21 protein-coding genes and 1 other RNA gene are annotated in these 23704 nt (G+C 36.9%); 2 read left to right on the top strand and 20 right to left on the bottom strand.

Annotation, left to right across the window (positions count from 1 at the left end):
* Positions 1-82: 82 nt before the first annotated feature.
* The 4 genes from GHI93_RS08515 to ccpA form a co-directional block, all read right to left on the bottom strand.
* Positions 83-2410: an endonuclease MutS2 gene (locus GHI93_RS08515; protein WP_153496633.1), complete on the bottom strand. Its 2328-nt coding sequence runs from the start codon at positions 2408-2410 to the stop codon at positions 83-85.
* Between the two features lie 79 nt (positions 2411-2489).
* Positions 2490-3050, bottom strand: a complete 561-nt coding sequence (locus tag GHI93_RS08510; protein WP_153496632.1) for a CvpA family protein — start codon at positions 3048-3050, stop codon at positions 2490-2492.
* A 155-nt stretch (positions 3051-3205) separates the two neighbouring features.
* Positions 3206-4225: an NAD(P)/FAD-dependent oxidoreductase gene (locus GHI93_RS08505; protein WP_153496631.1), complete on the bottom strand. Its 1020-nt coding sequence runs from the start codon at positions 4223-4225 to the stop codon at positions 3206-3208.
* 79 nt (positions 4226-4304) lie between these two features.
* Complete coding sequence (gene ccpA, locus GHI93_RS08500) at positions 4305-5300, bottom strand: catabolite control protein A (protein WP_153496630.1); 996 nt, start codon at positions 5298-5300, stop codon at positions 4305-4307.
* 258 nt (positions 5301-5558) lie between these two features.
* Between ccpA and GHI93_RS08495 the strand changes: the two genes are divergently transcribed.
* Entirely contained in the window at positions 5559-6647 is a 1089-nt protein-coding gene (locus GHI93_RS08495; protein WP_153496629.1) for a M24 family metallopeptidase, read from the top strand.
* 60 nt (positions 6648-6707) lie between these two features.
* Here GHI93_RS08495 and GHI93_RS08490 read toward each other — a convergent pair whose 3' ends face one another.
* The 7 genes from GHI93_RS08490 to GHI93_RS08460 form a co-directional block, all read right to left on the bottom strand.
* The gene (locus tag GHI93_RS08490; protein ID WP_153496628.1) at positions 6708-6929 is read right to left on the bottom strand and encodes a helix-turn-helix domain-containing protein; all 222 of its coding nucleotides are present in this window, start codon (positions 6927-6929) and stop codon (positions 6708-6710) included.
* Between the two features lie 94 nt (positions 6930-7023).
* Positions 7024-8718 (bottom strand): cell division site-positioning protein MapZ family protein, encoded by a 1695-nt coding sequence (locus GHI93_RS08485; RefSeq protein ID WP_153496627.1) that lies wholly within the window; start codon positions 8716-8718, stop codon positions 7024-7026.
* Between the two features lie 32 nt (positions 8719-8750).
* Positions 8751-9905, bottom strand: a complete 1155-nt coding sequence (locus GHI93_RS08480) for a THUMP domain-containing class I SAM-dependent RNA methyltransferase (RefSeq protein ID WP_153496626.1) — start codon at positions 9903-9905, stop codon at positions 8751-8753.
* A 115-nt stretch (positions 9906-10020) separates the two neighbouring features.
* An RNA gene (gene rnpB / locus GHI93_RS08475) (RNase P RNA component class B) lies at positions 10021-10417 on the bottom strand.
* Between the two features lie 25 nt (positions 10418-10442).
* A complete protein-coding gene (gene gpsB, locus GHI93_RS08470; protein WP_153496625.1) occupies positions 10443-10835 on the bottom strand; it encodes a cell division regulator GpsB in 393 nt (130 codons plus the stop codon).
* Between the two features lie 51 nt (positions 10836-10886).
* On the bottom strand, positions 10887-11894 hold the full coding sequence (gene holA, locus GHI93_RS08465; RefSeq protein ID WP_153496624.1) for a DNA polymerase III subunit delta: 1008 nt from the start codon (positions 11892-11894) through the stop codon (positions 10887-10889).
* A gap of 60 nt (positions 11895-11954) precedes the next feature.
* Entirely contained in the window at positions 11955-14219 is a 2265-nt protein-coding gene (locus tag GHI93_RS08460) for a DNA translocase FtsK (RefSeq protein ID WP_153496623.1), read from the bottom strand.
* Between the two features lie 76 nt (positions 14220-14295).
* Between GHI93_RS08460 and GHI93_RS08455 the strand changes: the two genes are divergently transcribed.
* On the top strand, positions 14296-15081 hold the full coding sequence (locus GHI93_RS08455) for a Cof-type HAD-IIB family hydrolase (RefSeq protein ID WP_153496622.1): 786 nt from the start codon (positions 14296-14298) through the stop codon (positions 15079-15081).
* A 72-nt stretch (positions 15082-15153) separates the two neighbouring features.
* On the opposite strand, the gene GHI93_RS08450 is transcribed toward GHI93_RS08455, so the two are convergent.
* The 9 genes from GHI93_RS08450 to GHI93_RS08410 all read right to left on the bottom strand — a co-directional run.
* Positions 15154-16845: an MFS transporter gene (locus GHI93_RS08450; RefSeq protein WP_153496621.1), complete on the bottom strand. Its 1692-nt coding sequence runs from the start codon at positions 16843-16845 to the stop codon at positions 15154-15156.
* 59 nt (positions 16846-16904) lie between these two features.
* A complete protein-coding gene (locus tag GHI93_RS08445; protein WP_153496620.1) occupies positions 16905-17282 on the bottom strand; it encodes a DUF3021 family protein in 378 nt (125 codons plus the stop codon).
* Positions 17279-17704 carry a LytTR family DNA-binding domain-containing protein gene (locus GHI93_RS08440; RefSeq protein ID WP_153496619.1) on the bottom strand — a complete coding sequence of 142 codons (426 nt, stop codon included), beginning with the start codon at positions 17702-17704 and terminating at the stop codon, positions 17279-17281. The genes GHI93_RS08445 and GHI93_RS08440 overlap by 4 nt, the downstream gene beginning before the upstream one ends.
* Positions 17705-17823: 119 nt before the next feature.
* Positions 17824-18231 carry a hypothetical protein gene (locus tag GHI93_RS08435; protein WP_153496618.1) on the bottom strand — a complete coding sequence of 136 codons (408 nt, stop codon included), beginning with the start codon at positions 18229-18231 and terminating at the stop codon, positions 17824-17826.
* A 92-nt stretch (positions 18232-18323) separates the two neighbouring features.
* Positions 18324-19292: a phosphate acetyltransferase gene (gene pta, locus GHI93_RS08430; RefSeq protein WP_153496617.1), complete on the bottom strand. Its 969-nt coding sequence runs from the start codon at positions 19290-19292 to the stop codon at positions 18324-18326.
* A 124-nt stretch (positions 19293-19416) separates the two neighbouring features.
* The gene (locus tag GHI93_RS08425; protein WP_170272424.1) at positions 19417-21111 is read right to left on the bottom strand and encodes a hypothetical protein; all 1695 of its coding nucleotides are present in this window, start codon (positions 21109-21111) and stop codon (positions 19417-19419) included.
* A gap of 465 nt (positions 21112-21576) precedes the next feature.
* Positions 21577-22641: a PTS system mannose/fructose/sorbose family transporter subunit IID gene (locus tag GHI93_RS08420; RefSeq protein WP_153496615.1), complete on the bottom strand. Its 1065-nt coding sequence runs from the start codon at positions 22639-22641 to the stop codon at positions 21577-21579.
* Between the two features lie 20 nt (positions 22642-22661).
* Entirely contained in the window at positions 22662-23489 is an 828-nt protein-coding gene (locus tag GHI93_RS08415; RefSeq protein WP_153496614.1) for a mannose/fructose/sorbose family PTS transporter subunit IIC, read from the bottom strand.
* 18 nt (positions 23490-23507) lie between these two features.
* The coding region (locus GHI93_RS08410; protein WP_170272423.1) for a PTS sugar transporter subunit IIB at positions 23508-23704 on the bottom strand (197 nt) is incomplete at its 5' end.

Below are 23704 nucleotides of genomic sequence, written 5' to 3'. Positions count from 1 at the left end.
ATTTTTCTTCTCAAATTTTATTATGCTTTCATTTTAACGAATTCTATTGAAGTTTTCAATCAATTCGTCTTTTGAGCTATCTTTATTTCAAAATCGCAAGCGTTGCACCACTTCCACCAGCGTTAATCGGAGCATAAGCAAAGGATTTGATGTGTCTGTGATTTTGAAGCTTTTTTTGAACCATTTCACGGATGACACCTGTACCAATACCGTGCACAATTGTGATTTGGATGAGATTGGCTAAAAGCGCTTGGTCGATGTAATTATCAAGTTCGAGTTCTGCTTCTTCATAACGCATCCCGCGTAAATCAAGCTGTGCTTTCACTTTTGAAGTGACTTTTTTTGTGACATGTGTCGATGTACTGGATGAATTTTCATCTTCCACTAAATCAAAAGCATCTTCAGACAATTTCGCTGAGATCGCGCCCATTTGTACCGTCCACCGTCCGTCTTTTTCAAGTCGAACTAATGTTCCAGATTGGCCATAAGCAAGCACAAGCACTTTTGCTCCTTGTTTTAATCCACGCTTTGCCTTTGCTTTTTTCAACACTTTGTTTTGACTAAAATCAATAGTGGGGGCAAGTGCTTCAAGTTCTGCTCTTGCAGCGATAACTTCGTGCGGTTTCAAACGTGATTTGTCATTGAGATTTTTGAGGATTTCTTGAGCTTCTTGACTGGCTTTTTTGACCAGTGCAGTGGCTTTTTCTTTTGCTTTATCAAGTTCATGAGCACGTTCGCGATTGATTTGATCGTAAGTGCGTTTTAAATCACGATAGAGGGTTTGATTTTCTTGTTCAATTTTTCTGATATTTGCAGCACGCGTCATCACTTCATGCGTTTTTTCTTCCAGACTTTCAATCATGTGATTCACATCGTGTTCACGATCAGAAATCTGGGCTGCTGCATTATCAATGATTGCTTCACTAAGTCCTAAACGTTTGGAAATTTCAAGTGCGTTTGACCGTCCTGGAACACCTAGTTGAAGCTGATAAGTGGGTTTCATTTGATCAATATCAAAAGCCATGCTGGCATTACTGACAGCTTTTGTTTCTACACCGTAAGCTTTGAGCTCTGGATAGTGCGTACTGGCCATCGTTTTGATGTTTCGAGTTCTCAAGTTCTCAAGGATTGAAATGGCAAGCGCTGCGCCTTCTTTTGGATCAGTCCCAGCCCCTAATTCATCAAACAAGACAAGACTTTTTTCATTGGCCTGGTTTAAAATCCGAACAATATTTGTCATGTGACTTGAAAAAGTGGACAAACTCTGCTCAATCGATTGTTCATCTCCAATATCCGCAAAAATCTCATCAAAAATATGGATGCGACTGCCCTCCTCCACTAAAATGGGAAGTCCTGCTTGTGCCATCAGTGTCAAGAGTCCAACGGTTTTAAGCGTGATCGTTTTTCCTCCCGTGTTTGGCCCTGTGATGACGATCGTGTTCAATGCATCTTCAAATTTAATCGTATTTGACACCACAACTTTTGGATCAATCAGAGGATGTCTTGCGTGGTAAAGGCAGATATTCTTGTCATTTTCAAGCACTGGAATTGTGGCGTGGTGCAAAATCATGTAATTTGCTTTTGCTTTTATAAAATCAATATGTCCTACAAGCCACGCATTTTGCTTGATCTCAGGAACGTATGGTGCCATTTCTTTTGAGAGCTGATGAAGAATTTTGGCCATTTCATTTTTTTCTTCTAATTTTGCTTGATTGAGTGCGTTGTTGAGTGTGACGACGCGATTGGGCTCAATATACAGCGTTTGTCCACTTGCTGACATATCGTGAACAACACCTGGAATCTTATTTTTACTGTCACTTCTGACGGGTAAAACTTGTCGATCATTTCTAAGTGTAATGATGGGTTCAGTCAAATTTGCCATGTTTTTGGTCAAAATTTCCTGCATGATTTTTTTGATTTCTGATTGTAAGCGCTTGATATTTGCGCGGATGTACAGTAATTCTTGCGTGGCATCATCCATCAAAATTCCACTATTATCAAAAATCTCTAATTTTTTTGTCAGTACTGACAGATCTGAAAATTTGTCAATCGAGCGTTGTAAGTGCTCAAATGTGACATTTTGGGCATTTTCAAAATAGCGAACAATCGTGATGCCTGCTTGAATGACTTTTTTTATTTCAAGAAATTCACGTCCTGACAAACTCGCATCCAACGCTAAACGCCGTAAATATTCTGTTATATCTGATGTTTTGGAAAATGAAAGTGTCCCATTTTCTTGAGTAACCAAAATAAATTCAGCTAATTCATCAAATAAAAGCTGGATTTTTTTCGGATCCGTCCATGCTGTCAGTACTGACAGCTCTTGTTTTCCTTGTGCTGTCGTCAAAAATGACGAAAACTGTTCTTTTACTTTATCAAATTCGAGAATTTGAAGAATCTTTTTATTCATATTTTTCTAATACTATTCTATTTAATCTTATTAAAATTTAATTTTTCTTAAAAAGCTCCTGAAAACAGGAGGATGACACTTATCCAAACGGATGAATTTTTGTGATGGTTTCAATAAATAAATTTTGTAAAAGTGCCGATGAGAATGGGGTGTGAAGTACCATTAATTTAACCAGCCCAGATTGCGCTAAATGGGTTTGAATCGTGTTGATTGGCACTAAACTGAGCGTTGTAAAAAACATTTGCAATCCAAAATAAGTCGCACAAAGTCCTAGAATTCCAGCAATAATTTTTCCATTTCGACCAAGTCGTGCACGCCCAAATCTTAAGAAAAGTCCAATTAAACGAATGACCACATAAGCAACGACAAAAATAATGATGAACGCAATCCCAGCATAAAATGCATCATCTAAATGAAAAAGCAGCGCATCACTAAAAATCAGTAAATGAGAACCAGATGTGGCACTCGAAAACGGAATCCATTGACTTAAATGCGTTGCCAAACCTTTATAACTGGCATTTGCAATCAATGCCGCAACAATCATTCCAATGCTATAAAGCACTTGTAAAATCAATCCACGTGAATATCCAATCATAAACGCCCATGCAAGGATTATGATAATGACAATATTTATTAACATCTTTTTCCTATTCTCTGATTTATTAAAATCAGTTCATTTTTCTTTTTTATACTTATTTTAATCCAGTTTTTATTCCCATTCAACTGCTCTTATATTATACCTTATTTCACAAAAAAACGCACCTCCACATTTTAATTCAGTGCGCGCGTCTTTTTTTATCCAAATAAACTCGAAGAATGTCCTTTTTTGAGTGCATGATCTAATTCAATTTGCTTACTCATCGCATTGATTGCAATGACTGCTTCCCCAAATCCAACCGAAATAAGTGGCACCTTTCCTTCATAATCCGCGCCGTCACCCGCTGCAAAAACACCAGCAAGATTTGTTTGCATTTCACGATTAACTAAAATCCGATTCGACCGCGACACTTCTAGCTGCTCAATCAAGTCCACCTGATTCGTTAAAAATCCATAATTGACCAAAATTTTATCCACTGACAGCACCTTTTTTTCATCCGATTTGACTTTATTTAACTCAATTTCATTTTCTGTCAGTGCTGACAGCGTATAAGGGATGTGAAGTTTTACTTGTGACTGCTCAAGTAAGGTCACTGTTTTTTCATGTGCACGAAATTTCGGACGGCGATGAATCAAATGCACTTCTTTTGCGACATTCAAAAGCATCAATGCCCAATCCAATGCTGAATCTCCACCCCCTAAAACAGCAACTTTTTTATCCTTAAAATCCGCTAAATTCTTAATAAAATAAGATATTTTCCCACTTTCATAATACTTATTTTCATCTTCTATCCCAAGTTTTCTTGGCGCAATCAACCCTGCTCCTGTCGTCAACAAAATGGCTTTGGACTGAAAAAGCTTGTCAGTACTGACAAGCGCATCATTTTCATCCGCTTGTTTGTATTTTTTATTTCTGTCAGTACTGACAGAAAATAAATCGTCCTGTTTTTGAATGTTCAACACTCTTTGCCCAGAAAAAATATCCGCTTTTACAAATTCCAATTGTTTCAAAAGATTTTCAATCAATGTTGCACCAGAAATTTCAGGCAAACCTGCAACATCATAGATTTTTTTTTCAGGATAAAGATGCTCAGGCTGACCACCAACTTGATCAAACGCCTCAATCAAACCGACAGAAAGTCCGCGCATTCCTGCATAAAATGCGGCATATAATCCCACAGGACCACCACCAACAATTAATAAATCATAAATTTTCATGACTAAATTATATCACATTTAGTCAAAAGTTCTTTACTTTTGAAACAAAAAAACAAGCAGCATGCTCGTTTTTCACATTTTATTTCGTTGAATGCCGTTGAATCAATTCATGCGCCAAAATTAATTGACTATCCGTCACTTCTTCTTTCAACATCAACTTCGTCAATAGACGCATTGAAACTGCACCTAGATCATACAAGGGTTGATTGACAGAAGTCAACGCAGGATAAGAGTATTGGGTCAATGGAGAATTGCTTCCTGCAATAATCTCAAATTGCTCAGGGACTTTAATTCCTTTTTCTTGAAGCGCATTCAATAAGCCCACAGCCACATCGTCAACAGATACAACAGCAGCACTGATTTTTTCATCTAGCAATTGCTGTGCCAAATTACGCCCATTTTCATAAGAATAATTCCCTTCAAATACTAAAGATTCATCAAAATCAACCTTCGCATCTTCTAGTGCTTCTTGATAGCCCACCATGCGCTCAACATTCTCAGCATCTCTCAGCGACCCAAGAATATATCCTACTTTTTTGTTATGTTCTAATAACTTCGCAGTAGATTCTAAAGCAGCCAAATGATAATCAATATTGACAGAAGCAAGCTCTTTATCTCCATCAATAGTCCCAGCCAAAACGACCGGTGTTCTTGCGCCAACTAACTGATTACGTACTGATTCTGACAATGAACTTCCCATAAAAACGATCCCGTCCACTTGTTTTGAAAGAAAACTTTCAATGACTTTTGCTTCTTTTTCTTCATCATTATCAGAATTCGCAAGCACGACATTATAATTATACATCGAGGCAACATCATCAATCCCACGCGCAATCGCTGCAAAATATGGGGAAGTGATTGTAGGTAAAATCACCCCTACTGTCGTTGTGCGTTTGCTCGCAAGTCCACGCGCAATCGCATTGGGACGATAATCCAACTCAGCAATCGCATCTAATACTTTTTGACGCGTTTTTTCTTTCACATTCGCATTTCCATTCTCAACACGGCTTACCGTTGCCATAGAAACTCCTGCGACGCGCGCGACATCATAAATTGTTGTTGTAGATTCAACCATACTCTATATTCCTCTTTCATTATTTTGATTCCGTTTTTGTGAAAACCATTTTCATAACGTATTATAACATGAACTGAAAGCATTTTCAATTATCAAATACATGATTTTTATTAAAAAATAGCGTAAAATAGTATTATAATATATTTATAGGTATTTTTCATCTCATAACTTCTTTTTTTTCTGCTTTATTTAATGCTATTAGTAAATATGAAATCATGATGAAAAAACCCTAGATCACCTTATTCCTTGGAGGAACACATGAATAAAATCGAACGCATTTCAAAATTTTTAGAAGCTAATGATGTGGACATGACTTTCATTACCAATCCCACAACCCTTCATTATTTAACTGGACTTGCTATTGATCCACACGAGCGCATCGCAGGATTGATTCTCTTTAAATCCGCACCTCCGCTCTTATTTACACCCGCCCTTGAAGTAGAAAAAGCCAAAGAAAAAACAACAGGATTTGACATTTTTGGTTATGAAGATGCTCAAAATCCTTGGCAAGTGATCCGCGAACACATCTCCATTTCAATTCATAAGATTGGTGTAGAATATTCAGACATTCCCCTCTCAAAAACAGAAGGATTAAAATCCCAATTTGGTACAATCGAATTTGTCAATCTCACACCTTTGATTGAACGGATGCGATTGATCAAATCCCAAGATGAAATTGAAAAAATGAAAATCGCAGGAGATTACGCTGATCGCTGTTTTGACATTGGATTTAAAGCAGCAGCAAAGCGCAATGGCGTTACCGAATCTGATCTCGTTGCAACCATTGAATTTGAAATGAAACGCATGGGAATTCCACAAATGTCTTTTGAAACGATCGTTTTATCTGGCAAAAGAGCAGCAAATCCTCACGGCGTCCCAGAGGAAGTTCAAATCGAAGAAAATAAACTCCTCTTGTTTGATCTTGGTGTCATGAGTAAAGGATATGCTTCAGATGCGACCAGAACCATCGCAATTGGAAAACCCAATGCGTTTGATGCTGAGATCCATAAGATCGTTCAAGAAGCTCAAGCGAAAGCGATGGACTTTATCAAACCTGGTGTCACAGCACACGAAATTGATGCCGTCGCACGAGATTTAATTACCAAAGCAGGATATGGCGACTATTTCAATCACCGTCTTGGTCACGGTATCGGAATGGACGTTCACGAATACCCATCCATTGTTGGAGGGAATGATCTTGTCATCGAAAAAGGCATGTGTTTCTCAAACGAGCCTGGCATTTATATCCCTGGAAAAGTCGGCGTTCGTATTGAGGACTGTCTTTATGTCACAGACAACGGATGTGAAAGTTTCACCCACACCAATCACGATTTAATGATTTATTAATTTTGAACACGTGAATTAATGAAAAACCGAAACTCTTATAAAAATAGAGTTTCGGTTTTTTTACTTGTTGATTTTTTTGCTGTTGCTTATTCCAAGCAAATAATCAGCAGAAACATCAAGGATTTTGGATAAGCCCACAAGGGACTTAAAGCTTGGTTCACGTTTTCCATTTTCCCAATTGGTGTAAGTAATGCGTCCTCTTGAAATCTGGTCAGCAATGTACTGTTGCGTAAACCCTTTTTTCAATCGTTCTTCTTTCAAACGGTCTGAAAATGCAGTCATCTTTTTTTCTCCATTCTAAAATTAATGTAGAACTTTACACCTATTTAGAAAGAAAATCACTCATTTATTAGGCGTAGTCTTTATTTTACTACTTTTATTCAGAAAAATCCAGTGAATGGTTGCTTGCATTCCCAAAAAAATAACCTGTTTTACAATTAATTGAAAATAGATAGTGACCAGATGGGTCATAAAGATTGTAATAGCCACTCCTAATGCCAGCAGGAGAACCATTTCCGTTAGTGGTATGAATCGCAACAGGAGCTAATATATAATTATCCCCTGTAATATATCCTCTACTGCGTGCTTTATCTAAAACGCTCTCTTTTACACCCGCTCCCCAAGAAAATGCAGGATCACTACTGTTTAAATTAGCTTGTGGCTGAACTCTTGAAAGACTATTATCCAACGTCACACCAGAAGCACTTAAACCATTTGGATTACTGGTTGTCGTGGTTGCTGCTGATGAAGCAGGAGTCGATTTTTCTGCTGAGGCTGCACTCGAAGCTTTTTGACTCGCTTCACTGCTTGCTTTTGCTTGACTTTTTGCTACTGAGGCCGATGTTTGTGCTGCTTTTTGATTTTTAGCATCCGTCATGGCTTCATTCAACAGTCGATTCAATTTTGCATTAGAAGTCGTAGGTGTCGCAAAAAGAGTCGCACCAGCTTTTAGTGTTCCATGAGATAATGTCCCATCATTAATCACATCATTTTCAAATAATCCATTAACTTGATTTATCGCATCCACCTGCGTTTTTAAAGTATCGTATTTTTTCTGAGCCTTGGAATGTTCAGAAGCGTTTGTCACTTGATTCATCTGATTGGACAATTGATTTAACTGAGAAAACTCACGATTTCGAAGCTCTGTTTGTGCTGAATCAATGAAGAAATTCTTATATTCTTGATTAAATTTAGACCAAGCCGAAGACGTTTTTGATGCTTGAGTCGTTTTTACAGGTTGCGTGTGATTTTTTCCGTTTTGAAGTGCGAGATAAGATGCCCCAAAAGCAATTAAAATCACCGCACACGCACCAACAATCAGAGGCCTCTTGTATGATTTTTTATGTGCAACCGACTCCTCTTTTTGAGGGAGTGTTTCACTTTTAGAGGCTTGCACGGACTCTTTTTCAGATGGGGCTTGTGTGCTTTTCACTGTTGACTCTTGCACTGTTTCTTGGGTGGATTCTTCCACTGCTTTTTTTAAAGTGGGTTCTTTAATTTCTGCTGCTTCTGATTCTTTTTGCACCTGCGCCTCTAAATGCGAAGCAACAGCAGGTTCATCCGCAAAAGTAACTGCATCAAACGTTGGTTCAAAGACTTTTAACTCTTTTTTTGGCGTTAATAATTCCGATACATCGTGAGAGAAATCATCCGATTTCACTTGTGTTTCTGTGGTTGAAGGTAAAGCAGGCTCTTCTTTGCCACGCTTTGATTCTTGTTCTTTTTTATCAGCTTCACGCGTGTCTTGCGTTTCACTCGCGACAAAATGATGTTGTGCATCGCCTGTTATCTCTGCCTCTTTTTGAGCCTCTTTAGGTTCATTTTTAGGTTGAATATTTAATTGGGAACGCTCAGATTTAATATAATCTTCAAGATCTTTATTTTTAGCTTCTTCAATCTCTGCACGATGTTGTCGAATATACTTATCAAGAACCGTTTCGGATTCATTATTTTCCTGATCCACACGTTTAGATTTTTCGACAATCTCTCCAATTGTAAACTGATTTAAATCTTTCAGTTTCAATGTCTTTTCACCGAATTTTTTTTCTGGATCTTTTTGATCTGTTGTCATTTTTCTCCCTCTTAAAATTTTAAGTCAAAAAATTATTTTATTCGCTTTCCAAAATACATATAAAGGTCTGTACGCAAAGTTCCATTATACAATTTTCTTTTTTTCGTTGCTTTCAAACCATAATGCGTCTCAAAAAGTAAATCACTCGTTAAAATATACTTACTCCACGTCTCAAGGCTTGCAAAAGTTTTTCCCATTTCTGAATAAAGTTTTACGACTGCTTCCTCATCTTCAAGACGAACCCCATAAGGTGGATTTGACACAAGCACACCATCTTCTTTTTCAGTTCTAAAATCTTGCAGACGCATCTGTTTATATTCTATCACGTCTTCAAGACCAACTGCAAGCGCATTGCGTTTAGAAATCTCAATCATTTTGGCATCACTATCAAATCCTTTAATGTCCAATTTTAAATCTGATCTTACTTGTTTTTTAGCACGCGCTTTTTCTTCGTTTAAAACCGCATCATCAAACCATGGCCAAGCACTAAAAGCAAACGCTCGATTCATTCCAGGTGCCATATTAAGTGCAAGCATCGCAGCTTCAATCGTAAACGTACCAGAACCACACGTTGGATCCACAAATGCTCGAGCTGGATTAGCTAACCAATTTGTTAACAAAATAATGCTCGCTGCCATATTTTCTTTTAATGGTGCTTCTCCTTTTTCTTGACGGTATCCTCGTTTAAAAAGAGAGTCTCCAGTCGTATCAATCGTAAGCGTAACAGTATCTTTATATAGCGCAACCTCAATTGAAAATTGAGCCCCGTTTTCTGGAATCGGGATGCCTTCAGGACGATGATAAGCCGTTTGCAATTTTTTGACAATGGCTTTTTTAGTAATCGCTTGAACAGAAGGTTCATTGTGTAGTGTTGATTTGACCGTTTTGGCTTTACTTACAGGAAATTGACACCCAAAAGGAATGATTTCATCCCATTCTAAAGCATAAACACCTTCAAATAATTCATCGAATGTTTTTGCTTTAAATTCACCAACAACAATTTTGACACGATCAGCCACACGAAGCCAAAGATTGGCTTTTGCAATCGTTGATAAATCCCCTTCAAAAAAAACGCGTGAGCGATCATCAATCGTCACATTTTGAATCTCTAAATTTCGAAGTTCTTTAGCGACAAGACTTTCAAGTCCTGCAGATGCGGTTGCCATTAATTTAAAATTATTTTTCATTTCTTTTTTCTATTTCATCTCTCTTTGCATCAAAATGTCCATTGATTTTCTGATGCAACCCTTTAGTACGATAAAAAAGAACTAGAGCATAACGCCCCAGCTCTTGTCATCAGTTTTCTATAAGCCAAGTTTTGTTCCAATCAATCCAATCAAGTAAGATTAATCTTCGATAACCATCTGTCTATTGCTTTTGCAATCTCCAGCACACCTTCAATTCGGTTGCTAGAATGCCCCTACCATATGTTTGGGTTGCTCGTTTGAGGGGTTTACCACGTTCCACTTCGCAAGTTTCCTTACGACATCGTCTCTTTGGCACTTTATAGAAAATTGAGCATAGCAAGCCTTAGCTCTCTTTTCCGCCGTTAGGAGTGACGCTCCTACTCAGGCTTATTGATTCGCCTGACACAATCACTGCGAGCATCTCAGCATCGCACGAGCCTGGACTTTCCTCACAACATCGGATCCTCAAAACAACTTCTGAGGATGACAAAATTGCGCAGTTATCCGAAAACTGTCATTTCATTTTTTTAAGAAGGATCATTCGCCTTCGTTTGTATTTCCATTTCTTCCAAAAACTGCTTGTTCCAAGCGGTTAATGCGTTTAAGCAAATCAAAATTGCTTGGCGTACGCATCTCAACTTTTGGTTTTGGTGCTGCTTGTGTTGTTGGACGGAAAATGTTTGTTTCAAATCTTTGTGTATCATCAAAATTAGCTTGATTAGGTTTAGAAACTTGCATTTCCAATTCAGCAATTTTTTTCTTCAAAAATTCATTTTCTTCTTGTAAGCGCAAAATTTCTGTTTGATAAGCTTCATAGTCCTGAATCACATCATCAAGCAATTCATCGACTTGTTCTTTGTCAAATCCGCGCATTTTAGTATCGAAATCAGCTTCGTAAATATCTTTTGGGGTTAGTTTGTAAGTTGGCATTTTTTCCTCTTTTATTCATTATAAAATGTCCATTTCAATGATACCAAATTTTTAATGTTTTTTCAAGGTTAATTTGATTAAAGTGACATCAAAGAGATAGAATTTGTCCGCAACGCTTTGTTTGATCTGATGATCCAGTGCAATAAGTTCGAGCAGAGCGTTTGAAAAATAGCTTGCAGGACTGTGTTTTACGAGTTGATTAGCTAACTTCACACGATAAGGATTAATCTTTAAAATTTGTGTTTGTTTACTCTCACTCCAGCCTTTTTTTTGCATGATCTTTGTTTGATAATAAAGACGATACGCATTTGTTAAAATTGCAGTTAACTTTATTACATCTTCACCTTGCAGTGTCAAATCATGCACTAAATTTCGAACTTCTTCAATTTTACCACGAATAACAAGTTCTGTCAGTAAAAATATATTATCTTGAAGTGATTTTGGGACAACTTTTTCAACATCTTCTACTGTGACGGTACGCTGAGCACTGTATGTCTTCAATAAAGCAATATTTTGTTTGATCATGCTAAATTGTTCATTGGACTTTTCCACTATTAGATTTAACACTGGAGTTGAAAGGTCAGGGAACAGTTGACTCATCACATTGATCAGCTCAAAACGTTTTAGCTTTGTTGCTTCAAGAAGTGTGGCTTTTTTTTTCAGCTTTTTAACGATTTTTAGACGACTATCCATTTTACCATGCAATATCATCACCAATTGAATAAATGGGTTTGGTGCATCAATAAAACTTTCCAGTCGATTCATTTGTTTTTCATCGAAAACAATTTTTTTATCGGTTGTCAGATTGTAGCAGTTCTCAAAAATCACTAATTTTGAGTCTGAAAAAAAGGGAAGCGTTTCTAATTCTTCTATGGCAAGTGCTGCATCTGCCTGATTTAAATCGAAAAATGATTGACTTAAATCGGTTGGATCAAAATGAACATCATTCAAAAATTGATCTTTTAGTTCTTGAACGAGTGATTCTTCTTCACCAAAAATCACAAGAAGCGCTGGAAATTTATCCTTTTTTAGGGCGGCGTATGTTTCAAAGACACTCATGTGTTCATCCTTTCATTACGAGATTTTGATCACTTCGACATCCATTATTGATGATGCTGATCATGCTTCATCATCCTCTAAAATTTCACCTTCTTTTGAAATCAAAACTTTTCGTGGTGTGGTGCCTTTGGCTGGTCCGACGATTCCTGACGTTTCAAGTTCATTCATTAAATCAGAAGCGCGGTTAAATCCAACTTTTAACGTGCGTTGAAGTTGTGCGGTTGAAGCTTTTTGAGCAGAAATCACCATCGCTTTTGCTTCTTCAAAAAGAGGATCCATCGCAGCATCAGAACTTCCCGAAGTGTTTCGCCCTTCTTCATCACTGACTTCTCCCGGATCAAAATTCTCTAAATCATACTGTGCTTCTGATTGATTTTTGATGAAATTAACGACCGCTTCGACATCATCATCACTCAAAAAAGAGCCTTGCAGACGAATCGGATGGTTTTCATCAATCGGCTTGAACAGCATATCTCCACGTCCAAGTAATTTTTCAGCACCATTTTGATCAATGATCGTTCTTGAATCAGTCCCCGATGACACCGCAAAAGCGACACGCGAAGGAACGTTTGCTTTAATTAATCCTGAAATAACATCAACAGATGGCCGTTGCGTTGCAAGAATCATGTGAATTCCAGCAGCACGCGCTTTTTGTCCGAGCCGAATAATTGCATCTTCTACTTCTTTACTTGCGACCATCATTAAATCTGCCAACTCATCAACAATGACCACAATTAGAGGGAGCGGAAGCATTTTTTGATCAGATTCTTGATTAAATCGTTCAATTTTTTCATTGTATCCGGAAATGTTTCTGACCCCAAACCGACTAAAAAGTTCGTATCGTTCTTCCATTTGGTCAACGACTTTTTGCAAAGCACGAGCTGCTTTTCGTGGGTTTGTAACCACAGGGATAAGTAAATGTGGAATATCATTATAAACAGAGAGTTCGACCATTTTAGGATCGACCATTAAAAATTTTACTTGACTGGGCAGAGCTTTCATCAAAATCGAAGTGATAATCCCATTCACAGCAACAGACTTCCCTGATCCTGTTGAACCTGCGATAAGTAAATGCGGCATTCTTGTTAAATCAAAAACTCTCATCGTGCCATCTAAGGACTTACCAAGAGGAATTTCAAGGAGTTTTGTGGGGTTCGTTTTGCTGTTTTCCCACATTTCACGAAAACCAACGGTCGCAACTTCTGCATTTGGAATTTCGACTCCGATAAGCGATTTTCCGGGAATGGGGGCTTCAATTCTGACATCTTTTGCTGCAAGAGCGAGAGCTAAATCATCGGATAAGTTGACAACACGTGAGACTTTAACTCCCGTAGCGAGTTTGATTTCGTACTTTGTGATGGATGGACCAACAACAGCGGATTCTACCGTCGCGGAAATTCCAAAAGATTTAAATGTTTCCTCTAAAATTCCAATGTTTCGTCGAACATTGTCGCGTTCTGCAGATTGATTTTTTATCGGAATTTCTGCTAAAAGATCAACTGTAGGAAGGCTATAATGACCTTCAAAAAGCGGACGATAAAATAAAATCGGCTCTTCATCTGTCTGCTGTGGTTGCGAGACTTCAGCTATTGCAATCGGGATTTCTTTTTCTTGTGGTTCAAGCGCTATCGTATTTTCATTTTCTTGAGGAGATTCTTGAACATCAGGAGCTATTTTTTCTGCTTCAAGTTGTGCCATGAGTGCAGCTTCTCGTTTTTGCTTTTCTTTTTGTTCTTTTTTCTCAAGATGTTTTGCTTTTTGAGCTGCAAGATTAGATTTTATTTTTTCTTTGACTTTTGGTGCTAATCCTGGTGCAAACAAATATAGAGCAATCAGCCAAAACAGGGCGACGATAAAATAAACACCGATGGTTGAAAAAAGTGATTTTGCTGGTCCAAAAACAAGTGCACCAAGCGTTCCTGCTCCTGCAAAATGAGTCACTTTTCCAGTCGTTAATTCTCGCCATACAAATGAAATGGTGTGCGCGTTACCATAAATTTTATCAAACTGTGCTTGAAAAACAAGAAGAAATCCTAAAAATAAGAGTAGGATCGCTGGAATGATTCTTTTATTGTTTTTTAATATTTCTTTTTTAAATCTTGTAAGGAACATAAAAAGGAGGCCGCCTAAAATCACTGGAATAGCCATAGATCCGACCAGTAATCTGACGAGATTATAAAGAAACATTCCAAAAACACCTAATCTTGCAAGCGCAAATATCATCAAGAGTAAAAGGATAAAAAAGCTAATCATTTTTCGATTGGCTGCTCTCATCTGTCTTTCTTTATTCGTTGGTTTTCTTTTCGTCTTATTTTTCGTTGCCATGTCTCACTCGTTATCTTTTCTAATGCGTTAGAATATTTATATTTACAATTATATCATAAATTGGTACAATAAAATTATGAAAAATATCAATGATTATAAGGCACTAGCCTTCTTCGACTTAGACGGGACTTTACTGAATGCTAAAAGTCAATTGGATTTAGACGTTGTTCAAGCAATTCATCAGATCAGAGCAAATGGCGTTCTTCCATTTATCGCGACGGGACGTGGAAATTTCGAGTTGCATGACATCATGAAACAAACAGGAATCACAGGTGCGATTGCAATGAATGGGCAATATATTGTCTTAGATGGAAAGACGATTTATAAAGAAGAAATCCCAAAATCAAGCATTGAAAAACTCCTTGTGGCAGCAAAACCTCACGAGGAGGCGTTATCTTTTTATGATGGGACGCATTATTGGGTCAATGAGATGACAGAAAATGCTCGAATTGCTTATGACTACACGCACATGCCTCTTCCAAATGTTGATCCGACGCGTTATTTAAATCAGGAAGTTAATATGCTTTTGGTTTTAACAAAAGCATTAAGTCAAGTGGATTATTATAAAGCGCAAGTCCCTGAGCTCAATTTTTTTAAGAATGCACCGAGTTCCATTGACGTGACAAACCGTGATACGAATAAGGGGACTGGCTTGAAACATATCCTTGAAGTGCTTGATTTTAAAGGTGAAACCTTTGCTTTTGGTGATGGAAGAAACGATTTAGACTTACTTTTAGCTGCGGATCACAAAACAGCAATGGGAAATGCGGTTAACGAACTCAAATCGATTGCAGATTTTGTCACAACAAAGAATACAAACCATGGAATTGTCAACGCATTTAAACACTGGGAAATTTTATAAAAGAGCTTTCCAGCTCTTTTTTGAGAGATAAAAATAGGTAATGACAACATACTAAGTTAAAAATCGTCGTCACTACATGATTCTTTCCAACTTGGATTTCCGTTTAAATAGAAATGAAACTCCCATAGAAACTCCAACAAAAAAGATAGATAAGCGATACAAACTGACAAAAGCATCTGAAAATTTTCCCTTCGTACGAGCAACAATCCCTAAAATCGTGTCATTTATATCTGAATTAATTTTCTGAATTTTTTTATTTACCTCAATTGTTACTTCCTGTAGAATTTTTTCTTTTTTAACTTGTGGTAAGTTAGAATTGTTAGCGAGCATTTGATTATAATGCTGAAGAATTAATTCTTTCTTCTGATTCGCCGAAATATGATTTTGAGAAAATGTTGCGGTATTTTTTTCTTCCTGAATTTGTTCTGTCACTTGATTAGTCATTTCTTTTTTCTGCTCATTAGGAATACTTAATTTTTCTATTTTTTGTTCGGCATATTTAATAGACTGAAGTTTAGCGCTATTCACATTGCTATACAGGCCTGTAACAAAAATTGCAACAGCAAGAACAACTCCCACTTGTCGTAAAACTCCAGCTACGCTTTGTGACGCTGTTAATACCTCACCAGTAAAGTCTGAAGCTGCAAGCACGACAATTGGTCCTGCGATAATCCCATATCCAAATCCTAATAGTAAACAGGTTCCAACAACTTGAATAATGTTATCCATATTTATTGTTGAAAATAGAATATAGGAAATTGTCATTGATAAAAAACCCGTTGCAATTACGATTCTCGCTCCCAACTTTTGAATGAGCACCGCTGCAATAGGAGAAAAAACAAAAATCATCGCAGATATAGGAGTAACCAAAAGTGCCGCAATGAATTCATTCTTTCCTTGTATTTTTGTAAAATAAGTGGGCAAAACAACCGTTACAGCGACAAGAAATAAATTACTCAATACAATGGTCAATGCTGCGCCATTAAATTGTTGGTCTTTAAATAAAATCATTGGAATCATTGGTGCTTCAGCGTGTCGTTCATATATAATAAAAGTAATTATTGAAAGAAGACTTATACTAAATAATGAAATGATTAAAATGCTTCTCCACCCCCACGATTGCCCTTGTACGAGAGCAAGTGTAAGTGTAAACAATGCAATAATACTTAAAATAGCTCCGACACTGTCTATTTTGACACGACTTCTTTTTTCATGAAAATTCAAATTCATCATGGATAGTACTAACGAAATAAGAATGAACGGAATATTTATTAAAAAAATCCATCTCCAACTGGAAAATTGTGTCAATAGCCCTCCTATAGTTGGTCCTAAAGCAGCTGCTAACCCCTGTGTTACTCCTAATGCCGCAATCACACGTGTTCGTTTTGAAGAATCTACCGTCGAGATTCCAATAACCATTGATAAAGGGAAAATCGTTGCTGCTCCCAAACTCTGAACAACTCGACCAACTATAAGAAATGAAAGCTCTGATGCGGTAGCAGATAAAACAGACCCTATCAAAAACATCAGTAATCCCAATAGAAAAAACTTATGCATCCCCACTCTTTCGGCAATTCTCGATAAAGGAATCGTAAGCGCTGCAAAAACAATGACATAAGCGTTAATCGCCCAAGATAAATCATCTAAATTTGAATGAAGTCCATTCTGAATAGCGGGTAGGGCAATGTTCATAACTGTCGTGTCTAACATGCAAAGAAAAATACCGATACAACATATAACAAGCGTCAAAGTTTTTTTATTCATTGTGAGTCCTCCTATTTTTGTATTTATTTTTTTGAAAGTTTCTTGACGGTGTGTTCATTTTACTGTTTCTTCTCCTTGAGGTAGTGGTTAATTCTTTTTGCTTCTGTTCTATTTTTTATGTAAACATAGATAAAAATAATAATCCAAATTAAAAACCATAAAAGTGAATAAATGAATAAATTAGGATGTTTAAAAGATTCTGGGATTGCCAGAAAACAGGTGAGTGAAAGTCCCCAACTTCCTATCATTTGAATCAACATTTTGAAGAGATAGGGTAATTTGCGTTGTGTATAAATAAATTTTGATAGGATTCCTTGCAACGCAGATTGTATGATTAGTACACTAAAAAAAAGAGGTGCAAAAATATACGAAAACAAAAGAACTACAACTGCTCCAATCAGAATTCCTATACCAGCAATTTTTATATATTCTTTCATTTTTCTTCCTCCATTCGATCATATAAATTTTTTAAATAAGTTCGCGATATTGGAATTTTAAGTCCAGCGACTCGGGCAACCATCCCGTTCACAAAATCAGCTTCAACTGCCGTTAAATAGTTATAATTGATGAGATAAGATCTGGAAACTTGAATAAAATCCTCACCAAGTATTTCTTTTATTTTATAAAGCGGCAAGCGCAATGTATCAATATGATCAGTAGTGTGAATTTTAAGATAATTTCTTAATGCTTCGACGTAAATCACGTCACTTCTTTTCATCAAACGAATTCCTTTTGTGGTGTTGATTCGGACGCGATCATCAAAACACTGAATAATTTTTTCAGCTTCTCTTTCATTCCATGTTTCTATAATAAGGGTGGTTTGTTTTTTGTCTGGATCAATTTTCTTGATGATTTTCATTCGTTTACTCCACTTAGCGGTTGATGTTCTTATTTTATCACTTCAGTGATTTTTAGCAATCGTTTTTGGGACGAACTTTATAAATTTGGGGACGAAAAAAGGACCGCTCACAGTCCTTTTTAATTTTTGTCAGTACTGACAGAATTTTTATCTTCCTTTTTCTTGAAAACAAAAACTAGAATAAAGCAAATCGCAACGGGTAGTGTTACGATAAGTCCTGCACCATTAATCATCGATGCAAAAACGTAGAATATTCCGATTGCTAAAAAATAACGTGACCATTTTTTACTTTTATTTAATCGAGCAAATCCAATCCAATTTAAGAGTGTTAACAAGAAAAATAAGCCATAAGCAATACTCACTGACACGATGAGTTCTTGATTTGTCAATCCTTCTATATTCATCATGCTAAGCATGTCTTGAGTTGACGTGGTCATAAAGGCCATCATGATCATTAAGATGCCTAAGACCGCAAGCACTGTAAAAATAATCGATCCTACAAGTGCAGCTATTTTTGATTTTTTCATAACGCTCCTTTTTAAATGACTTCTCTTATTATAACATGATTTTGTCTGTCAGAAAACAAAAAAATTCTGTCAGTGCTGACAGAATTTTTTTATCATAATGCTTGCGCTGCCGTAATGATGGCAAGTTTATAAACATCTTCTTCATTACATCCTCTTGAAAGATCAGAAATTGGAGCATTTAATCCTTGTAAAATAGGACCAATCGCTTCAAAGTTCCCCAAGCGTTGAGCAATTTTATATCCAATATTTCCTGATTGGATATCTGGGAAAATAAAGACATTAGCTTGGCCTGCAACAGGTGATTGCGGTGCTTTTTGAGCGCCAACACTTGGAACAAAGGCGGCATCAAATTGCAATTCTCCATCTAAAGCAAGTTCTGGATGAGCTTCTTTTGCGAGTTTTGTCGCTTCAACCACTTTATCAACATCTTCTGATTTTCCAGAACCCATCGTTGAAAATGAAAGCATTGCAACTTTTGGATCAATATCAAACAATGTTGCAGTCTGAGCTGAAGCAGCTGCAATATCTGCAAGCGTCGCAGCATCTGGTTTAATATTAATTGCGCAATCGCCAAAGACAAAACGTTCGTTATTACGAACCATGACAAAAGCGCCAGATACAGACTTTACGCCTGGTTTTGTTTTGATGATTTGAAGTGCTGGGCGAACAGTATCCGCTGTCGAATGAATTGCTCCTGAAACCATACCATCAGCAATACCTGTATAAACCAACATCGTTCCGAAATAATTTGGATCACGTAACATTTGACGTGCTTGTTCTTCTGTCACTTTTCCATTTCTGCGTGCAACAAATTTTTCAACTAATTCGTCAAAGCGATCACAATTATCTGGATCGTTAATTTGGAACCCCTCAACATTGAGGCCGCGAGCAGTCAAAGCTGCGCGAACTTCAAAAACGTGTCCAATCAAGATTGGCGTAAGTAACCCTTCAGCATAAAGCCGAGCAGCAGCACCCAAAATTCGTGTTTCAGTCCCTTCAGGGAAAACAATTTTTAAGCCTTTTCCTTTGATTTTTTCTTTCAAAGATTCAAACAAATCCATTTTAAATAACCCTTCTTTTCTATATGTTCATTGTTCTCTCTAAGTATATCACATTCTAAACAATAAAGTAAGCATTATCATCACTTCTCTAATCGGATTTTCGATACTTTTTCTTGTTTTTATTTTAACGCGTCACTGTCCTAGAAGATAAATATGCGCTATTCCATTTGATAAACTCATTCCACTGCTCTTTAGAAAAGGTCAAATTATCCTGTTCATCTCGATATTGAAAAGCTAAACAGAATGCATGAAATAAATCCAATTGAACCTCTCCCTCAATTCCAAAAAACTCAATTTTTTTTACTTCCTCGCCTCCCATTTCGATACTTAAAGTATCGGAAACCTCAACTAAATTTTCAAGAATTCCAGCATAATTCATTTTATTTCTAAGAATATTTTCAAAATCAGCAACTGCAAAATTTCTGATTTCCTGTTGTCTTCTTTTTTCGATGTATTTAGGCGTTTCGTTTGCAGGCTTTTTTATAAAGAATTGTGAAAAACAGCCCTTCCCTTTCCCTAAAAAAATGTGATCTGCATTTTCTAATAGTGCATTAATATAGATGTGATAATTTTGCTTACGTAAACGAACTATTCTTTTTACTAATCCAGATTCATGTCTCCTAAAACGCTTAAATTTAGCTGATTCGGGAAAGTTTTCTCTTTTCTCGTTTTTATAATATTCCCTAATTTTCCCATTTCTTTTAGGTTTATTACTTCTTCCATGATAAATGCTTTGAAATTCTTTTTGAAGTTCCAAAAAAGTCAATGATTTCCCCTCTGCAAAAAAATGGCACTTACTATTTTTCAATTCTTCGAACGATCCTAAAAAGGCTTTTCCATCAAAGGAATAGGAATGTTTTTCAAAAAAAGCTGGGAAGAGCATTTGAACGCCCCTTACCCCATCTTTATTGATTGACCATGTCGCAATCGTCGAATGAGTCAGAGATATTCCAGCTCTCCCTCTCCCAATTTTTTTAATCTGCTCAGGAATGCCACGATACGTAATCTGTAATTGAAAGTTTATTGCACCAGACCGATTGACTTTACGCACTAAAGTTGGATATTTAAAAAACCAATATTTTTTGTCGCCCGTTTTCTTAAATTGATCAATTGAAAAGAGTTCTTTTAATATCAACTTTTCTCTATATGTATCAAATTTATCCATTTTTATTACATGCTTTTCTTTTCCAAGCTTTTTTTGATTCTGATTATCTTTTCTTCTTGAAAAATAAAATTGAACAACTTGATTTTGAAAATCGATAAGAAAAGGAGTTGTTACTCGTTGCCCCCCAACAAATGGGCCGCATTGTAAACTATTGAATTCGTTCATTTTTTTAGCACGAGGTAAAATATATTGCCGACTCCATTTACTTTTTGTTTTTTCAACTTTACGATCGAAAACAGAAAGAATGGAAGGAACAATAAATTTTAAAATAACGAGTTCTCCCACAGTTGCTGTGTACATATTCATGTGTGTTTTATATTCTTTAGTAAGTGGCTTTAATAGACCTCGGACATTATTTTCTACAGCAACTCCTGTTCCCCCGTTTAATTGATAGCGATTTAAAATACCAAATTTTATCGTTTTTAATTTTGTCAGAACTTCTTTTTGATCTCGTTGGGTAAATGCTTTTTTTTCATCCCATGTTTGTAACGAATGAATAATTTTTTGATAACGGGTTTTTTCCTTCTCAATCTCCTCATCCGTTTTTTTAGCATTTCCTTGTATCTTTTTTAGTGTTCTCTCATGCTGACGTTTATACTCTTGACTTAAATATTGTTTTATTTCATTGAGAGTTAAAATTTCATTTTCTTTCATCTCTTCAATTGATTTAAACTCACCAATAGCCCGTGCAGATCTGACCATCATCACAACCGTTTTCCATTCCTCTGAAGCATACATTTCTTTCATTCTTTTTCGTACAATTTGAATCGCTTCAAAATAAAAGTGATAATAAAGATCAAAATACCGTGTCAAGATTCTTTTTTGTTTTGGCGTAGGTTTCAATTTAAATGATACTACTGATGTCATGGCATTCTTTTCTTTCTTTGTTTTTCGTTCGGACATTATAAATTGAGTAACCTCCTAGTTTTAGTATTATACATGTTTCACACGCATAATGGCGGAATAGCAATTGGACTCGCCCACTGCTGTTTTAACCATTTTATTTAAAGTCGCCACTAAAGGAGCGACTGTATATTTTGTCAATGGAGGTTTTTATTTTTAAGAAATCACCATTGACAAAATAGTAGCCCAAATCAAACTGAGGCTACCTTTGTAAATTTAAGCTAATCCTGCAACGTGAAGCAGAATTCCAAAAATAAATAAGCCGATAATAATGACTAAAGAGGCATTCCGGTTCTTCCATTTACGAAGAATAAAAATAACTAAGAAAGTCAAAAGCAATGCTGCAAATCCAGGAATGAGAGAATTGAACACTTGATTGAGAGTTTGTTGCTTGAATGGATTCATGCCAAGTCCAGCAGCATTCTGAGCAAATGTACTATTTAATAAATTTCCAGTTACATTTTTTAAATTTCCAAGATTAGAGAGTGCTGCAAAGTGAGCATCTACTGTTCCCTGCGCTACAACACTTGAATGTGCCGTTGCTTCCCAGACTGGATTACCAACTGTTCCAATATTATGCGCATGTGTAATCCATTGACCGTTATAAGCACCATCTGCCAAAGGTTGTTTTGGTAACATCGCATTTGGTCCAGCCAAGTTAACATTAACCCAACGCTGGATCAACACACCAAGGATGAACATTCCAAGAATTGAAGCTCCTTTCGTCAATTTTTGAAGAATTCCACCGCCCAGATCAGATGTTATAGCTGATCCTTGTTTGTAGGCAAATTCTTGCGTGTACCACAAGAAGGCAAGACGAATCACATTCCATACAACAAAAAAGAAAATTGGACCCACGATTGAACCAGAAACGGCTAAACTTGCTGCAATTGCTCCTACAATTGGACGAACAGTAAACCAAAAGACTGGATCACCGACACCAGCAAGTGGACCCATCATTCCAACTTTTACCCCATTAATTGCTGCTTCATCCACTTCGACACCATTTGCTTTTTCTTCTTCAAGCGCTAAAGTAACTCCAATAATAGGTGCGGTTGGGTACGGATGGCAATTAAAGAATTCCATGTGACGTTTTAATGCTGCCTTCGCTTCGTCAGAACCAGAAGGGTAAAACTTTTTCAATGCGGGAATTAATGCAAAAAGAAACCCTAAATTTTGCATCCGTTCATAATTCCATGATCCTTGTAAAAGTTGTGAGCGCCACATGATACTAAATCGTTCTCTTTTAGAAAGTGAGAATTTCTTGTTTGAATTTTCCATGATTATTTTTCCTCTCTTTCTCAATAATCGTTCAAAATATCGCCGATAGGATCGCCAGAACCTGACACAGTCCCGCTGGATCCTTTTTTATCACTCAAAGCGAGATAAATTAATGCGATAACAACACCAAGAATTCCCATTCCAATCAATGTAATTCCATCTGCAGAACCCGTTGCAGAAGGTGCTAGTGGTGCCAGTACAAAACCAAGGAAGAAGAATGGCCATAATTCAGCAGTTGCCATGATGTTAATAACCATTGCATAACCAACAACGACAACCATACCACCACCAATTGCTAACCCAGCAGAAAGCCAACTTGGAATCGCATTTAATGCTGTTGTAACCGTCTTTGCAGGAATAGCCAAAATCAAGGCTGCTGGCAATGCAATACGTAATCCTTGAAGTGAGAGTGCAAAATAATGCCATCCTTGAACACCGGCGTAAGAACCACGTTCAGCAGCAGCGTCGGCTAAATGAATCGTACCAACGTTGATGAAGCGGACAATAGTTGTTAAAACAAGACCAGCAGTTGCCAATAAGATTCCAGCAGGAACAATTACACCAGTAATGTGTGCAAGATTAAAGTTTCCACCTTGAACCATTAAAATAGTAGAGGCTACGGCAGCTAATGCAGCATCTGGTGCAACTGCAGCTCCAATATTAGCCCAAGCAAGAGCAATCATTTGTAAGCTTGCTCCTAAAATAATCCCTGAAGTCAGATGACCTGTCACAAGACCGATCAGCGTACAAGCAACAATCGGTTGGTGAAATTGCCATTGGTCCAAAATACCAGCCATCCCAGCGATAAACGCGACAAGGATGACCAAAATTACAGATATAACACTCATTTTAGTTATTTCTCCTTTTTATTTAACATTTGCTTTTTGAATCAAAGCAAACAAGTCAGCTTTAGAGTCGCTTGGTACTTTACGGACGTCAAACGTCACGCCAAGATCGCGCATTTTTTCAAATGTAGCGACATCATCCAAATTAGCTGAAAGAACATTATTCAACATCGTTTTACCTGTTGAATGAGCCATCGATCCAACGTTAATCGTTGAAA

Origin of the sequence: Lactococcus hircilactis (genome assembly GCF_009601015.1) — a bacterium.
Classification (GTDB): Bacteria; Bacillota; Bacilli; order Lactobacillales; family Streptococcaceae; genus Lactococcus; species Lactococcus hircilactis.
This window is presented reverse-complemented; position numbering and strand designations above follow the sequence as displayed.

Bases quoted from the DNA above. Each gene is read 5' to 3' on its own strand.
- GHI93_RS08415 (WP_153496614.1), bottom strand. From the start codon at position 23,489: ATGAGTGTTATATCTGTAATTTTGGTCATCCTTGTCGCGTTTATCGCT.
- GHI93_RS08440 (WP_153496619.1), bottom strand. From the start codon at position 17,704: ATGAAAATCATCAAGAAAATTGATCCAGACAAAAAACAAACCACCCTT.
- ccpA (WP_153496630.1), bottom strand. From the start codon at position 5,300: ATGGTTGAATCTACAACAACAATTTATGATGTCGCGCGCGTCGCAGGA.
- GHI93_RS08505 (WP_153496631.1), bottom strand. From the start codon at position 4,225: ATGAAAATTTATGATTTATTAATTGTTGGTGGTGGTCCTGTGGGATTA.
- GHI93_RS08420 (WP_153496615.1), bottom strand. From the start codon at position 22,641: ATGGAAAATTCAAACAAGAAATTCTCACTTTCTAAAAGAGAACGATTT.
- GHI93_RS08445 (WP_153496620.1), bottom strand. From the start codon at position 17,282: ATGAAAGAATATATAAAAATTGCTGGTATAGGAATTCTGATTGGAGCA.
- GHI93_RS08495 (WP_153496629.1), top strand. From the start codon at position 5,559: ATGAATAAAATCGAACGCATTTCAAAATTTTTAGAAGCTAATGATGTG.
- GHI93_RS08515 (WP_153496633.1), bottom strand. From the start codon at position 2,410: ATGAATAAAAAGATTCTTCAAATTCTCGAATTTGATAAAGTAAAAGAA.
- GHI93_RS08450 (WP_153496621.1), bottom strand. From the start codon at position 16,845: ATGAATAAAAAAACTTTGACGCTTGTTATATGTTGTATCGGTATTTTT.
- GHI93_RS08480 (WP_153496626.1), bottom strand. From the start codon at position 9,905: ATGAAAAATAATTTTAAATTAATGGCAACCGCATCTGCAGGACTTGAA.
- GHI93_RS08485 (WP_153496627.1), bottom strand. From the start codon at position 8,718: ATGACAACAGATCAAAAAGATCCAGAAAAAAAATTCGGTGAAAAGACA.
- GHI93_RS08435 (WP_153496618.1), bottom strand. From the start codon at position 18,231: ATGAAAAAATCAAAAATAGCTGCACTTGTAGGATCGATTATTTTTACA.
- GHI93_RS08425 (WP_170272424.1), bottom strand. From the start codon at position 21,111: ATGAAAGAAAATGAAATTTTAACTCTCAATGAAATAAAACAATATTTA.
- GHI93_RS08490 (WP_153496628.1), bottom strand. From the start codon at position 6,929: ATGACTGCATTTTCAGACCGTTTGAAAGAAGAACGATTGAAAAAAGGG.
- GHI93_RS08510 (WP_153496632.1), bottom strand. From the start codon at position 3,050: ATGTTAATAAATATTGTCATTATCATAATCCTTGCATGGGCGTTTATG.
- pta (WP_153496617.1), bottom strand. From the start codon at position 19,292: ATGGATTTGTTTGAATCTTTGAAAGAAAAAATCAAAGGAAAAGGCTTA.
- gpsB (WP_153496625.1), bottom strand. From the start codon at position 10,835: ATGCCAACTTACAAACTAACCCCAAAAGATATTTACGAAGCTGATTTC.
- GHI93_RS08460 (WP_153496623.1), bottom strand. From the start codon at position 14,219: ATGGCAACGAAAAATAAGACGAAAAGAAAACCAACGAATAAAGAAAGA.
- holA (WP_153496624.1), bottom strand. From the start codon at position 11,894: ATGAGTGTCTTTGAAACATACGCCGCCCTAAAAAAGGATAAATTTCCA.
- GHI93_RS08455 (WP_153496622.1), top strand. From the start codon at position 14,296: ATGAAAAATATCAATGATTATAAGGCACTAGCCTTCTTCGACTTAGAC.